The following is a 12,895-nucleotide window of genomic DNA, read 5'->3' on the forward strand; positions in this document are numbered from 1 at the left end:
TTATTGATTACATAATCCCGCACTGCGGGATTTTTTTATTTCTGTGTGTTCTTTTAGCCCACTGTCTAAACGTAACGGAGCAGATTCAGCGAGGGAGTTTAGGAAGTTGATAACACGGCGTTTGCGGCATGGAGGTGCATATTACGCTTTTTTTATCCTTGATCTACATAAATACAAACAGTAATACACAATATAAGCATAAAAAAGGAGAACACATGGCTTATATACTTTCGATCGGGAAAAGTGAACCTCCATATGAAATATCACAGACGCAGGTAAAAGGTTTAGTTGAATCGTTATTTCCATTAACCGAACGTGACAAAAAGCGATTACTTCCTGTTTTTGATAATTCGATGATAGAAAAAAGACAATTTGTCGTGGATCAGGAATGGTTTAAACAACCACACGGCATGCGTGAAAGAAATGAGATTTATATACAGGAAGCTTATCGTCATTCGCTTCGTGCGATTGATGAATGTTTGGAGAATGAGCTGTTTCTTACCGGGACCGTGTGTTTTAAAGAAATTGATATGATTATTTTTGTCTCCACTACCGGCCTAGCCACACCTTCTATGGAAGCTAGAGTAATGAATGCAAGGTCTTTCCGTGAAGATGTAAAGCGTGTTCCCTTATTCGGTTTAGGTTGTGCTGGAGGGGTCAGTGGTCTGGCAAGAGCCTATGATTGGGTGAAAGCTTATCCTGATAAGAATGTCCTTGTGATCAATGTAGAACTGTGCAGTCTGACTTTCCAAAAAACAGATTCCAAGAAAAGCAACTTCGTCGGAACCGCTTTATTTGGTGACGGCGTTAGTGCGGTGTTAGTAGCTGGTTCTCAATCCGAACTGTTGGGAAAGAAGAAGCAAACCACACCAGTGATGGGTGGCACAAGTTCAAAAACCAAAAAAGATTCGATTGATATCATGGGATGGGAAATTAAGGATAATGGATTTGAAGTTATATTTAACAAAAGTATTCCTCACCTTGTAAAAGATTTTTGGAAAACGCATGTCCAAGGTTTTCTGGTCGAATGGGGAATGCATCAGGAAGAGCTGCCGTTTTTTGTTGCTCATCCAGGTGGCAAAAAGGTACTGGAAGCTTATGAGGAAGTATTACAACTGGATCAGGAAGCTTTCAGGGAATCGTATCACGTATTAGCGAAGCATGGTAATATGTCGTCTGTTACTGTTTGCTATGTATTATACGAATACATGAAATCATTCCCCGATGCCGGGACGAAGTCATTAATGGCTGCCCTTGGGCCAGGTTTCAGTTCTGAGCTAATCAGTTTGGAGTGGTATTGATGCCAATAGCATTGATGATTCTTTTTGGAGCGATCCTATTGCAGCGGATAGTTGAATTGTTCATTGCAAAAGCTAACCAGCGTTGGGCTTTGAAGCATGGAGGGGAAGAACATGGCAAGCAGCATTATAAGTGGTTTATTTTCGTACACACTTTATTCTTTATCAGCTTGTATATTGAAGCTTCTTTATTCTTTGGTGGTTGGAGACCGAATGCCTTCATCGGGTTATTTATAGCATTTACTTTTCTACAATTATTCCGGGCATGGTGCATTCTCTCCCTGGGGAGGTATTGGAATACCAGGGTCATAGTCATACCAGGGCACGAGCTGGTATCGAAAGGTCCTTACAAGCTTATCAAACATCCGAATTATTGGGTGGTTCTGATGGAATTCATCATCATACCGTTGCTATTCCAGGCCTATATGACAGCAGTGATTTTTCCTATCCTGCATCTGTTACTTTTGAAGGTCAGAATCCCTGTTGAAGAAAAAGCGCTAAAAGAATCTTATGGGGCGCTTCAATTGTGACAATAATTCGTACAGTTTTGATTATTAATTGCAAAGCCAAAAAAGCTCTGCTATAATTCTAGTTAGAAATGAAAATCATTATCAATTGTAGAAAAGAGGTTCTGCATATGATTTTTTTGATCGGTTTGACGATAACGGTGTATACCATACTGATGGTTTATATTTTAGGTAAATTGAACTCGCCAACGGCACAACGATTTATTAACTATAAAAAACACGGTTCGGATAAAAGTATGGAACAGAGACAAAAGCAATATGAGCATATTCTATCAGCCAGGTGACCTACACCTGGCTTTCTTTTTTGTTATAATGGAATAAAACTCGAAGGGTGAAGGATCATGTCGAATGTTATAACCGTGGCGCGAGCGAAACATTGGTCTGAAGAAAAGAAAGTGGTATTTGCGGATTGTCGCTTTGATTTGAGTGATCCCGATAAAGGACAGCAAAAGTACGACGAAGGACATTTACCAGGTGCTGTTTATTTTGATTTAGAAAAATCATTGAGCGGAGAAATTAAGCAACATGGGGGAAGGCACCCCTTGCCAGAATTGGAATCTTTTAAAGAGACGCTTGCCAATGCAGGTATCGACAGAGAAACGTTCGTCATTGCTTATGATCAGAATCGGAGCGTCATGGCTGCAAGAATGTTATGGTTATTGAAGTATGTTGGCCACGGGAAGGTATACCTGCTGGATGGCGGTATAGATGCCTGGACAAAGGCAGGCTTACCTTTAGAAAAAGAAGCACCACGTTTGGAACGGGCAGCCAGTTATCCAATCGAATTACAACATGATATGGCCTGTGGAGAAGCCTATGTCAGAGCTAGACAGGACGAAGAAAATACGGTGCTTGTTGATTCCCGGAGTTTTGAACGTTATGCAGGTTGGAAAGAGCCGATAGACATAAAGAGCGGCCATATCCCTGGTGCGGTGCAATATGATTGGGTGGACGTCTACAAAGAAGATGGCACGTGGAAATCTAAAGCTGAATTACAACAGCATTTTCAAGAACTATCCGATCACAAAGAAATCATTGTTTATTGTGGTTCTGGCGTCACTGCTGCCTCCAATGTCATTGGTTTATGGGAAGCAGGGATGGATCAGGTGAAGTTATATGTCGGTAGTTTCAGCGATTGGATTTCGTATCAGGAAAATGAAGTGGCGACAATAGACAAGCAATAGTTACGAGAGAATAAAACTAGAGACCAGAGGGTGGCGGTGCATGAAACAGCAATATACTTTAGCTTATTTTCTAGAAGATTTATGGGCGAAAGGGTTCAAACTATCGGATGAAGATGTACGTTTCATTTACTTTGGTATGAACTCTACTAATGCCCCTGTATGGAAGGTGATTATAGCTCTTAAAGCTACCTTACAATTTCAACACACCTTCGACGGCAGTTTTTATATGGGTGTACTCGAACATATTTCTAAGCGGGGAATCAATTCTAAAAGGAAGGCATGGATGGTCCTGGAAGCGAAAGGATTATCGAAGCGAAAAGCATTATAATGAATAATCTTGTCGCCAATTACCTATGGCGAAAGCCTTAGTATTTTCTGGTGCTTTGCCCCTTTAACAACGGTAAACTTTCTTAAAGCACAAGAAAACCCGCTTGCTTTTCTTAAAAGAGCAGGCGGGTTATTTTTTTAAGACCCCTCGGGCAAGCATATCAGCTTTTCCGTTTTGTTTTTCTGGTATCCATTTGTAAAATACAAACGGGAAACTGGATTGCAGGTGATTGATTTTTTCTAACAGTGGGAGGAACCGGTGATTTTTGGTATAGTTTTTTTCGAGCGTTTCAACTACGATCTTTGAATCGCTCCTAAACGATAATATTTCATCAGGAAACGTATCACGACAGATTTCCAATGCTTTGATCACTGCCCAGAACTCTGCCTCATGATTGGATAATTCCCCTAATTTAAAAGCAAATTCATGATGTTCCTTCCCGTTTTTAATAAAAACTCCAGCACTGCTTGGACCAGGATCCCCGGCAGCTGCTCCGTCTGTATAAACTTCGATCATATCATCATCCTTCCCTGACTATTTGCTTCTCATGGTTGAAACGCTTGGCAATATATAAGAAAGGTGTATCAATAATGGCTACTAAGAATTTGATGAAAAAAGTGGTCAGAAATATTTCGAACCAAATATCTAAAGGGTAGAGACCATAAAAAGCAATCCCACAGAAAATGGCTGTATCCAGCAATTGACTGATCATTGTGCTACCGTTATTTCTTACCCAAAGCCAGCGATCCCCATGAAAGAGACGCTTCAATTTCGAGTAGATCCACACATCAAAATACTGACTTACGATATACGCAAGCAGGCTGCCGATGGCAATTTGCGGAACGATACCGAACAACGTGCGAAGCGCAGGCTGAGCGATATCCTCTTGTCCGGGTGTAAACAAAAGAGCAAGCTGCATCATCACCGTCATGGCTATCAAAGTAGAAAAGCCCATCCAAACGGCCTGTTTTGCTGCTTTCTTTCCATATTTTTCATTTAATATATCCGTAGCCAAAAAGGCTGTCCCATATATGATGTTTCCTAACGTGGCTGTTACGCCGAATAATTCGATTGTTTTGACCACTTGAATATTAGCGATTACGGTTGCCATCCCGATCCATACCAACAGACCGAAACGTCCGAATATACGGTACATGATGAGCAATAAGGTGAAGTTCACTAAGGCGAAAAGCACCCAAAGCCATTCATTTGCCATGTTCATTTCCTCCTTAGTTTTGGTGACGCGGGAGATTTCCGAACCGCGCGGTTTTATGATAAACCTTACTAATTATACGTTTCCCTTAATACTTGAACAAATGAAAAAGCGGCAATCATTTTGATTGCCGCTTGGTATATTTTGGTTTAAATTAGTTTTTTTCTACGTTGGCAGCTTGAGGTCCGCGGTCGCCTTCGACGATTTCGAAAGTGACAGATTGACCTTCTTCTAGAGATTTAAAGCCTTCTTCGTTGATAGCAGAGAAGTGTACGAATACATCGTCGCCACCTTCTACTTGAATGAAGCCATAACCTTTTTCTGCGTTAAACCATTTTACTGTACCGTTTTGCATGATAAAAATCCTCCTAAAATCTTGCACGTAACACGTGTTAATTACAAAATCAATGGAATCGATATTCTTAATAAATACCCATTCATCATTTTGCTTGTATCCAATATAGCTTATAAGGGCTTTTATTGTCAAGGAGGATTAAAAAATCTATTATAAATATTCTTTCGTTCTCCTTACTGCTTTGTCAGAAAATTTAATCTTTACCCCTGAATATAAACATCTCGACTTATTTAAGGTAAAATGGAAAATATACATAGAAGGGGGTTTGAATATGAAAACGGATATAGAAATTGCACAAGAAGCCAGGATAAAACCGATTGAAGAAATCACAAAAATGTTAACGCTTACAAAAGAAGATTGGGAACCATACGGTCACTATAAGGCAAAACTTTCTGATCAGTTGCTCGAAAAGCTAGAGGACAGGCCGGATGGCAAAGTCATTTTGACAACATCGATCAACCCGACACCTGCAGGAGAAGGAAAGTCCACGGTCACCGTAGGGTTAGGACAAGCATTAAATAAAATAGATAAAAAGGCGATCATTGCTTTACGTGAGCCTTCATTAGGACCAACGATGGGACTGAAAGGCGGGGCAGCCGGAGGCGGCTATTCTCAGGTCGTCCCAATGCAGGACATCAACCTGCATTTCACAGGAGACATTCATGCGATTACGACAGCGAATAATGCACTATCTGCTTTTATAGATAATCATATTCATCAAGGCAATGAGTTGAATATCGATCCGCGAAGAGTGGAGTGGAAGCGAGTATTGGATTTGAATGACCGCGCATTAAGAAATGTGGTTGTAGGGCTTGGCGGGCCTGTACAGGGAATGCCGCGGGAAGACGGCTTCAACATTACAGTAGCTTCAGAAATCATGGCTGTCTTATGTCTTGCAAAGAATATGAATGACCTGAAACAGCGTCTTGCCAAAATTTTGATCGGATATACGTATGATAAGGAACCAGTGACTGTTGGACAACTGGGATATGAAGGAGCACTGGCCCTGTTGTTAAAAGATGCGATCAAGCCTAATCTGGTGCAGACACTCGAAAATACCCCGGCTATCATACATGGCGGACCATTCGCCAATATCGCACATGGCTGTAATAGTGTTGTAGCCACAAAGATCGCTGCTAAGCTGGGTGACTACGTAGTGACTGAAGCGGGATTCGGAGCTGATTTAGGAGCGGAGAAATTCATTGATATCAAGACTCGCGCCGGTGAATTTGAACCAGATGCTGTAGTGATCGTAGCTACTATCCGTGCGTTGAAGATGCATGGTGGCAAGGATAAAAAAGACCTTGCTGAAGAAGATCTGGAAGCACTGAAAAATGGAATGGAGAACTTGAAAAAGCATATGGAAACAATCGAAGGTTTCGGTCTTCCATACGTTATCGCTATCAACAAATTCCCGACCGATACAGAAGAAGAAGTGAACTTTGTCCATCACTGGTGTGAATCAAGAAACGCACTTGTATCTTTAGTGGATGTTTTCGCTAAAGGCGGGGAAGGCGGGTTGGATCTCGCCGATAAAGTCGTTCAAGTATGTGAAACGGAAGAAACAAACCTTCAATATGTGTATGAGCTGGAGGATAATTTAGAGTTGAAAATTCGTAAAATCGCCCAAAAAGTATATGGTGCCGCTGATATTGAACTTTCTCCTAAAGCCAAAAAGCAGCTGGTGCAATATGAGAAGCTCGGTTTTGGCAACTTACCTGTCTGCATGGCGAAAACCCAATATTCTTTATCGGATGATCCGACCTTATTGGGACGGCCGAAAGGTTTTACTGTCACGATTAGAGAACTACGTGCTTCAGCAGGCGCGGGTTTCATTGTTGTTTTAACTGGTGCTATCATGACGATGCCTGGGCTTCCGAAAAAACCAGCAGCGCTGAACATGAATGTAAGCGATGACGGCACAATCACCGGATTGTTCTAACAATAAATAAGCTTTTTGTAACAAAATGAACCAGACAAAATCTCCCCAGCTGAATAGCGGGGAGATTTTTGCTACAATCAAGAGAATCATGGAGTGTATGAGGTGATAGACAATGTCCATAAAAATAGGAGTAACTGGCTGGGGAGATCATGACCTTCTTTATGATGATCGGGTCGCCTCTGGAGACAAGCTATCTGCTTACGCTTCCCATTTTCCAGTTGTAGAAGTGGATACAGCTTTTTACGCAATTCAGCCTGAAAAAAATTATCGGAAGTGGCTGAGTCAGACTCCTGAAAATTTTTCTTTCGTCATTAAAGCCTATCAAAAGCTGACAGGGCACGATCGTGACAAACTGACGATACCGGAAGCGAAAGCGTTGATGGAGGAATATCGGGAATCAATTCAGCCTGTGGTGGAGGCGGGCAAGTTAAATGCACTTTTGTTTCAGTTTCCTCCCTGGTTCGACGTCCGGAAAGCCCATATCAAAAAGCTGAAAACAATCCGGGAATGGCTGTCTGACCTTCCGTTAGCACTGGAGTTCCGTAACCAGTCCTGGTTTGACCCAAAATATAAACAGCAGACGCTCGATTTCATGAAGGAAGAAAAATGGATCCATACAATCGTCGATGAACCCCAGGCAGGAGAAAATTCAGTGCCGACGATCCTCGAACCCACCCATCCGGAAAAGACCTTGATTCGCTTTCACGGTCGGAACGTGCATGGATGGAACCGCAATGGCCGGGAGGGTAAAGACTGGCGTGCTGTCCGCTTTCTTTATCGATATAATGAGCAAGAACTGCGGGAATGGGTCGAACACCTGAAAAAATTACAACAGCAGACAAAAGAAATCACGATCTTTTTTAACAATAACTCTGGCGGTGATGCAGCGGCCAATGCCAAACAGCTGATTGACATGCTGGATATAAACTATGAAAATCTTAACCCTAGACAAATGGACTTATTCAATTTTTAGGCTTTATTTAAAATAACGCACAAATAACCGTGGTGAAGTTTAATGAATGAAAGCAATGTAATAGAAAAAATCGAATGTTATGTTAAGGAATTGTTTGAAGATGATGTAACAGGGCATGACTACTTTCATATGAGACGGGTAGCCAGACAGGCACGGGAGCTGGCTGAACAGGAAGGGGCAGATTCTTTTCTTGCCGAAGCGGCAGGCTGGCTGCATGATATTGGAGATGCTAAATTATTTAATGACCCTACGCATGCAAAAAAAGTGATGAACGACTATTTGAAAGAACTTAATGTGCCCGCTGGAAGGATCGCTGACATCGAAGCTGCTATTGAGGATGTATCTTTTTCAAAAGGAAATGTACCTGATTCACTCGAAGGCAGAATTGTACAGGATGCTGACCGTCTTGACGCAATTGGTGCAATAGGTATTGCGCGGACATTCGCTTTCGGTGGGGCAAAAGGTCAGTTGATTTACGATGAACAACAAGGAAGGACATCGATTCAGCACTTTTACGATAAATTACTAAAGCTTAAAGAAAAAATGAACACAAATGCAGCAAGGGAAATTGCATTAGAACGCCATGAATTCATGGAAAACTATTTACGGCAATTTTATCGTGAGTGGCACACAGAATAATGTTAAAATGGGAGAAAATAATTCGACAAGGAGTGACTGGACATGACAACGGGAGAACAGGCATATTTAGAAATGTGCCAGGAAGTCTTAGAGAATGGGACGAAAAAGGGAGATCGAACTGGTACAGGTACATATTCTTCGTTCGGAAAACAATTACGCTTCGACCTCTCAGAGGGTTTTCCATTACTGACAACAAAACGTGTACCTTTCCGCCTGATAGCAAGTGAGTTGCTCTGGTTCATTCAAGGGGACACCAATATTCGTTATCTTTTGCAGCATAATAATAATATCTGGAACGAATGGGCGTTTAAACAATGGGTCGAGAGTGACGAGTATGATGGCCCTGATATGACGGACTTCGGTATTCGAAGTCAACAGGATGAAGAGTTCAACGCGATATATCAGGAGCAGATGGAACGTTTCAAACAGTTGATTTTAGACGATGATCGGTTTGCTGAAGCTTTTGGTGACTTGGGTTCTGTATATGGCAAGCAATGGCGCGCCTGGAAAACATCGCAGGGAGAGACATTGGATCAGCTCCAGGAGGTAATCGAAACTATCAAAAATAACCCGGATTCCAGAAGACATATTGTTACGGCATGGAATCCTGAAGATGTCCCTTCTAATATGGCTTTACCTCCGTGTCATACGATGTTCCAATTCTATGTGGCAGATGGAAAACTTTCCTGCCAGTTGTACCAGCGGAGCGGGGATATATTCCTTGGCGTCCCGTTCAACATTGCAAGCTACGCCCTGTTGACTTACCTGGTAGCCCATACGTGCGGGCTAAAGCCGGGAGAGTTCATCCATACGCTAGGGGATGCCCATATATATACAAACCATACCGAACAAGTAAAAACTCAATTGGCTCGTGAACCAAAAGCATTCCCGACGCTGAAACTCAACCAGGAAAAGACTTCCATCTTTGATTTTGAAATGGAAGACATGAAAATAGAGGGTTATGACCCGCATCCAGGTATTAAAGCACCTGTTGCTGTTTAGAAGGGAGCACTGAAATGATATCACTACTATTTGCAATGGACCGGAATCATGTCATGGGGAAGGACAATGATCTCCCCTGGCATTTACCGAATGATTTGAAGTTCTTCAAAGAAAAAACAATCGGACACACCATAATAATGGGAAGGAAAACCTATGAATCCTTCAATCGGCCATTACCGAAAAGGGAGAATGTTATCCTGACAAGAGATGAGACCTATCAGCAGCCAGGGTGTAAAATCATCCATGATATCAGCGAAATACAGAGGTGGAATGAAGAAAACCCTGATACGGAGTGGTTCGTCATCGGTGGGAGTGTATTGTTTGAACAAATCCTTGATCAAGCGGATCGTATGTATATGACCTATATCGATGAAACTTTTCAAGGAGATACCTATTTCCCGGAGTACCAGGAAGATGAGTGGGAATTGACGCATGAAGAAAAAGGCGTCAAGGATGAAAAAAATCCGTATGATTATTATTTCCGTACGTATGATCGGGTGACCAGGTAATGCCTGACTATTGCGGTGTCTTATTAGCCGGCGGGCAGTCAAGCAGAATGGGTACCGATAAAGCGCTGCTTGAGCTCGGAGGGCTTAAGACAATCCAATGGGTAGACGAGGGTATTCGAAAGATAACAGAGCAGAGGGTTATCATCACCAATCAAAAGGAACGCTTTTCTTTTGTGGGCATTCCTTATTACCCGGATGTATTTGAGGGAGAAGGGCCGATGGCGGGTCTGCATGCCGCGATTCACTATCTTCCCTCTGATTATTATCTGCTATCTGCCTGCGATACTCCGTTCCTTTCTCCTGCTGTCTATGAAGTTTTGAAACAACAGGTGGTGGGGCATGATATAGCCATTCCTGTTTTCAATGGGAAATTCCACCCGATGTCAGGCGTTTATTCAGCCGAAGTTTATGAGAAAACCCGTGAGCTTTTAAATCAAGGTAAGCGAAGCATGAAGGCGCTTTTCAATGAAACGGATACCGTGTTTGTCGACCATTTCCCATCCATTGATACAGTAGAGCTGGAGAGGCATTTTTTTAATATGAATGACTCGAATGACTATGAGAAAGCGCAGGAAATTGTAAAAATAATCAAGAGTTGAAAGACAAGGATCGTATTCCGTGATAGAATGTAGTTGCTTGAGACAAGACTTGCTAAACAATCGAACATTTTATGACAACAGTGAAAAAACTACAGTATTTCAAGTACGGAACCGTTATAATGGGACCATGAGAAATTGTCTTGGTTATGTAATTATTTTGGGAAGGATGGTGAAAGGAATGTTAACAAGTATCGGTGTACCAGGGTTGATTTTGATTTTAGTCATTGCGTTGGTTATTTTCGGCCCATCAAAACTTCCTGAAATAGGTAAAGCTGCTGGCCAGACTTTAAGTGAATTTAAAAAGTCAGCGAAAGATATGACTGGTGATGTAGCCAGTGACGTCAAAGAAGTAAAACAAGCGTTCAAGGATGATCACCAATCATCGGGTAAATAAATAATCTCTCTTCGAGGTGATAGTTATGTTCAGCAACATCGGTGTTCCTGGTCTGATATTGATCCTGGTTATTGCATTAGTCATTTTCGGACCATCCAAGCTGCCTGAAATAGGTAAAGCGGTAGGCAGTTCCTTGAAAGAGTTCAAGAAAGCTACCAATGATATGATGTCGGATGATGATAAAAAGTCAGACGATAAAAATGAAAACAAATAATAAAGTATACGAGGAAGGTGTAAGGGGCGACCTTGCATCTTCTTTACTTGTTGGGGTAGGAAATTATATATTTGTATTTGTATTAAATTAGCTCAAGTTTGTCGGCCCCTGCAAGATGCAGGTCAGGCCAGTACACGCCGGCTTAGTCAAACGGGCATAGGTACATAGCATTTGAGCTTTAACTGGAACGGTTCAGCGGGAGGTGTTGAGGGTGAAAAAAGAGAAACAAATAGAAGACGTCGAAATGAACCTCACAGACCATTTAACGGAGCTGAGAAAGCGGATCATTTGGACGCTTGTCTCCTTTGTGGCCTTTTTTATTACTGGATTCATATTTATTAAAGATATCTATCAGTTTTTTGTCAGGGACCTGGCGTTCGATTTACATGTAACGAGTCCAGGGGAAATCATTTGGATATATTTCACAATGGCAAGTATTGTCGCTTTGATTGGTACGCTGCCAATTCTAAGCCTGCAAATCTGGTTATTTGTGAAACCGGCTTTGACACCGAAAGAGACAAAAGTTTCTCTTTCTTATATTCCAGCTATATTTTTATTGTTTTTAGCTGGGTTGACTTTTGGTTACGTCATTTTTATTCAATTGATACTTCCGTTCTTGTTATCCCTGAATGATGGAATGTTCAATGAAATTTTCACGGTCGATCGTTATTTCAAGTTTTTGTTCCGGGTGACCATCCCGTTTGCCATCTTGTTTGAAATACCTATCATCACGATGTTTTTGACAAGCCTGGGCGTTATCAACCCTGTTATGTTAGTAAAAATCAGAAAGTATGCGTATTTTGTTTTGATCATCATAGGAACCATGATTTCACCACCTGATTTCATTTTACAGCTGGTAGTAGCCGTTCCTTTAATTTTCTTATATGAAGTGAGTATCATACTATCTCGCGTGGTGTATCGCAAAAAACTGAAGCATCATCGCGAATTTATGGAGCAGGATTTTGAAGATGATGAATACGGAAGCTAATTATAAACCCGCTGTTTCTTATGACAGCGGGTTTATGATGTAAAGATGATAGCAAGTGGTCGATAGAATGCTGAGGTGCAGGGAAGAAAATGTTAGTCAAACTATTCAAAAAAAAAGACCTCGACTGCTTTTACAGTCAAGGCCAAGACACAAACAAAGGATCATCACTTGCACACCTATATAATATCAGGATACTGCAGGCCTGAAAGTGAGATTTATCACTATTTGATTGATTTTAACGAAAAACCATGATAAAACTTATACAACAGTTTGTAAGAAGTAAGGGGGAGCTTTGGGTGCGTTCATTTTACCATTATATGATGCGATTCAGGGGTAATAAGCAGCAGGATCACGAAAAACAATTGGCTGACTGGATGTTTGAGGATCATAGTTTTCCTAAGCAATCTACATCTTATCATGAAGTTAGTGACTATCTGGAATGGAATGCTCCATTCCCTGAAGCACTTCGTGTTTTTGATCGGGTATGGGAGTCCTATCAGATGGAGGAACAAGAATAGATTCGAAATCGTGCAGCCGGATGGTTGTGCGGTTTTTCATTTTCTAAGAAACTATAAAATTTCTTTTTATGGATCACTTTAGGTTGTGGGTGTCATCCAGCTCCAGCGCCTATCTCCTCAAGGTCTTAAGTCAATCCTCTCTGTGATAAGGAAAACTTGGCTTATCGCCAATGGTTTATGGCGAAAGCCTTCGTTTTACTTTTACTTTAACC

18 protein-coding genes are annotated in these 12,895 nt (G+C 41.5%); 15 read left to right on the top strand and 3 right to left on the bottom strand.

Annotation, left to right across the window (positions count from 1 at the left end; translation table 11 throughout):
• Window positions 1–128: 128 nt before the first annotated feature.
• From BLV00_RS09430 to BLV00_RS09445, 5 genes are all read left to right on the top strand, one after another.
• A complete protein-coding gene (locus BLV00_RS09430) occupies window positions 129–1,301 on the top strand; it encodes a type III polyketide synthase (protein WP_281243005.1) in 1,173 nt (390 codons plus the stop codon).
• Complete coding sequence (locus tag BLV00_RS09435; protein WP_093044728.1) at window positions 1,301–1,828, top strand: isoprenylcysteine carboxyl methyltransferase family protein; 528 nt, start codon at window positions 1,301–1,303, stop codon at window positions 1,826–1,828. Before BLV00_RS09430 ends, BLV00_RS09435 begins: the two co-directional genes overlap by 1 nt.
• A 107-nt stretch (window positions 1,829–1,935) precedes the next feature.
• Entirely contained in the window at window positions 1,936–2,109 is a 174-nt protein-coding gene (locus BLV00_RS21960; protein WP_176791439.1) for a hypothetical protein, read from the top strand.
• Between the two features lie 57 nt (window positions 2,110–2,166).
• Window positions 2,167–3,009 carry a sulfurtransferase gene (locus BLV00_RS09440; protein ID WP_093044729.1) on the top strand — a complete coding sequence of 281 codons (843 nt, stop codon included), beginning with the start codon at window positions 2,167–2,169 and terminating at the stop codon, window positions 3,007–3,009.
• 40 nt (window positions 3,010–3,049) lie between these two features.
• The gene (locus BLV00_RS09445; protein WP_093044730.1) at window positions 3,050–3,337 is read left to right on the top strand and encodes a DUF6123 family protein; all 288 of its coding nucleotides are present in this window, start codon (window positions 3,050–3,052) and stop codon (window positions 3,335–3,337) included.
• 129 nt (window positions 3,338–3,466) lie between these two features.
• Here BLV00_RS09445 and BLV00_RS09450 read toward each other — a convergent pair whose 3' ends face one another.
• The 3 genes from BLV00_RS09450 to BLV00_RS09460 all read right to left on the bottom strand — a co-directional run bounded on the left by BLV00_RS09450 (window position 3,467) and on the right by BLV00_RS09460 (window position 4,905).
• Window positions 3,467–3,853, bottom strand: a complete 387-nt coding sequence (locus BLV00_RS09450; protein WP_093044731.1) for a ribonuclease HI family protein — start codon at window positions 3,851–3,853, stop codon at window positions 3,467–3,469.
• A gap of 4 nt (window positions 3,854–3,857) precedes the next feature.
• The gene (locus BLV00_RS09455) at window positions 3,858–4,553 is read right to left on the bottom strand and encodes a queuosine precursor transporter (protein WP_093044732.1); all 696 of its coding nucleotides are present in this window, start codon (window positions 4,551–4,553) and stop codon (window positions 3,858–3,860) included.
• A 151-nt stretch (window positions 4,554–4,704) separates the two neighbouring features.
• Window positions 4,705–4,905: a cold-shock protein gene (locus tag BLV00_RS09460; RefSeq protein ID WP_028782982.1), complete on the bottom strand. Its 201-nt coding sequence runs from the start codon at window positions 4,903–4,905 to the stop codon at window positions 4,705–4,707.
• A gap of 271 nt (window positions 4,906–5,176) precedes the next feature.
• Between BLV00_RS09460 and BLV00_RS09465 the strand changes: the two genes are divergently transcribed.
• From BLV00_RS09465 to BLV00_RS09510, 10 genes are all read left to right on the top strand, one after another.
• Entirely contained in the window at window positions 5,177–6,847 is a 1,671-nt protein-coding gene (locus BLV00_RS09465; RefSeq protein WP_093044733.1) for a formate--tetrahydrofolate ligase, read from the top strand.
• 112 nt (window positions 6,848–6,959) lie between these two features.
• Window positions 6,960–7,820 carry a DUF72 domain-containing protein gene (locus tag BLV00_RS09470; RefSeq protein WP_093044734.1) on the top strand — a complete coding sequence of 287 codons (861 nt, stop codon included), beginning with the start codon at window positions 6,960–6,962 and terminating at the stop codon, window positions 7,818–7,820.
• Between the two features lie 42 nt (window positions 7,821–7,862).
• The gene (locus tag BLV00_RS09475; RefSeq protein WP_093044735.1) at window positions 7,863–8,459 is read left to right on the top strand and encodes an HD domain-containing protein; all 597 of its coding nucleotides are present in this window, start codon (window positions 7,863–7,865) and stop codon (window positions 8,457–8,459) included.
• Between the two features lie 42 nt (window positions 8,460–8,501).
• Window positions 8,502–9,461, top strand: coding sequence for a thymidylate synthase (locus tag BLV00_RS09480; RefSeq protein WP_093044736.1), 960 nt, complete (start codon window positions 8,502–8,504; stop codon window positions 9,459–9,461).
• 14 nt (window positions 9,462–9,475) lie between these two features.
• Window positions 9,476–9,970, top strand: coding sequence for a dihydrofolate reductase (locus tag BLV00_RS09485; protein WP_093044737.1), 495 nt, complete (start codon window positions 9,476–9,478; stop codon window positions 9,968–9,970).
• Entirely contained in the window at window positions 9,970–10,569 is a 600-nt protein-coding gene (gene mobA, locus BLV00_RS09490) for a molybdenum cofactor guanylyltransferase (RefSeq protein ID WP_093044738.1), read from the top strand. The genes BLV00_RS09485 and mobA overlap by 1 nt, the downstream gene beginning before the upstream one ends.
• Before the next feature lie 178 nt (window positions 10,570–10,747).
• A complete protein-coding gene (locus BLV00_RS09495) occupies window positions 10,748–10,963 on the top strand; it encodes a twin-arginine translocase TatA/TatE family subunit (protein WP_093044739.1) in 216 nt (71 codons plus the stop codon).
• A 25-nt stretch (window positions 10,964–10,988) separates the two neighbouring features.
• A complete protein-coding gene (locus tag BLV00_RS09500) occupies window positions 10,989–11,177 on the top strand; it encodes a twin-arginine translocase TatA/TatE family subunit (RefSeq protein WP_028782974.1) in 189 nt (62 codons plus the stop codon).
• 244 nt (window positions 11,178–11,421) lie between these two features.
• Window positions 11,422–12,165, top strand: a complete 744-nt coding sequence (tatC, locus tag BLV00_RS09505; RefSeq protein WP_093044792.1) for a twin-arginine translocase subunit TatC — start codon at window positions 11,422–11,424, stop codon at window positions 12,163–12,165.
• 296 nt (window positions 12,166–12,461) lie between these two features.
• On the top strand, window positions 12,462–12,683 hold the full coding sequence (locus tag BLV00_RS09510; protein ID WP_093044740.1) for a YozE family protein: 222 nt from the start codon (window positions 12,462–12,464) through the stop codon (window positions 12,681–12,683).
• The last annotated feature ends 212 nt before the right edge of the window (window positions 12,684–12,895 follow it).

Origin of the sequence: Thalassobacillus cyri, from assembly GCF_900107755.1 — a bacterium.
Lineage (GTDB): Bacteria > Bacillota > Bacilli > Bacillales > Halobacillaceae > Thalassobacillus > Thalassobacillus cyri.

What these genes read in the sequence shown, in the direction of transcription:
- BLV00_RS09495 (WP_093044739.1), top strand. Translation starts at nt 10,748, where the DNA reads ATGTTAACAAGTATCGGTGTACCAGGGTTGATTTTGATTTTAGTCATT.
- BLV00_RS09500 (WP_028782974.1), top strand. Translation starts at nt 10,989, where the DNA reads ATGTTCAGCAACATCGGTGTTCCTGGTCTGATATTGATCCTGGTTATT.
- BLV00_RS09460 (WP_028782982.1), bottom strand. Translation starts at nt 4,905, where the DNA reads ATGCAAAACGGTACAGTAAAATGGTTTAACGCAGAAAAAGGTTATGGC.
- BLV00_RS09475 (WP_093044735.1), top strand. Translation starts at nt 7,863, where the DNA reads ATGAATGAAAGCAATGTAATAGAAAAAATCGAATGTTATGTTAAGGAA.
- BLV00_RS09455 (WP_093044732.1), bottom strand. Translation starts at nt 4,553, where the DNA reads ATGGCAAATGAATGGCTTTGGGTGCTTTTCGCCTTAGTGAACTTCACC.
- BLV00_RS09440 (WP_093044729.1), top strand. Translation starts at nt 2,167, where the DNA reads ATGTCGAATGTTATAACCGTGGCGCGAGCGAAACATTGGTCTGAAGAA.
- BLV00_RS09470 (WP_093044734.1), top strand. Translation starts at nt 6,960, where the DNA reads ATGTCCATAAAAATAGGAGTAACTGGCTGGGGAGATCATGACCTTCTT.
- BLV00_RS09445 (WP_093044730.1), top strand. Translation starts at nt 3,050, where the DNA reads ATGAAACAGCAATATACTTTAGCTTATTTTCTAGAAGATTTATGGGCG.
- BLV00_RS09485 (WP_093044737.1), top strand. Translation starts at nt 9,476, where the DNA reads ATGATATCACTACTATTTGCAATGGACCGGAATCATGTCATGGGGAAG.
- mobA (WP_093044738.1), top strand. Translation starts at nt 9,970, where the DNA reads ATGCCTGACTATTGCGGTGTCTTATTAGCCGGCGGGCAGTCAAGCAGA.
- BLV00_RS09450 (WP_093044731.1), bottom strand. Translation starts at nt 3,853, where the DNA reads ATGATCGAAGTTTATACAGACGGAGCAGCTGCCGGGGATCCTGGTCCA.
- BLV00_RS21960 (WP_176791439.1), top strand. Translation starts at nt 1,936, where the DNA reads ATGATTTTTTTGATCGGTTTGACGATAACGGTGTATACCATACTGATG.
- tatC (WP_093044792.1), top strand. Translation starts at nt 11,422, where the DNA reads ATGAACCTCACAGACCATTTAACGGAGCTGAGAAAGCGGATCATTTGG.
- BLV00_RS09465 (WP_093044733.1), top strand. Translation starts at nt 5,177, where the DNA reads ATGAAAACGGATATAGAAATTGCACAAGAAGCCAGGATAAAACCGATT.
- BLV00_RS09435 (WP_093044728.1), top strand. Translation starts at nt 1,301, where the DNA reads ATGCCAATAGCATTGATGATTCTTTTTGGAGCGATCCTATTGCAGCGG.
- BLV00_RS09480 (WP_093044736.1), top strand. Translation starts at nt 8,502, where the DNA reads ATGACAACGGGAGAACAGGCATATTTAGAAATGTGCCAGGAAGTCTTA.
- BLV00_RS09430 (WP_281243005.1), top strand. Translation starts at nt 129, where the DNA reads ATGGAGGTGCATATTACGCTTTTTTTATCCTTGATCTACATAAATACA.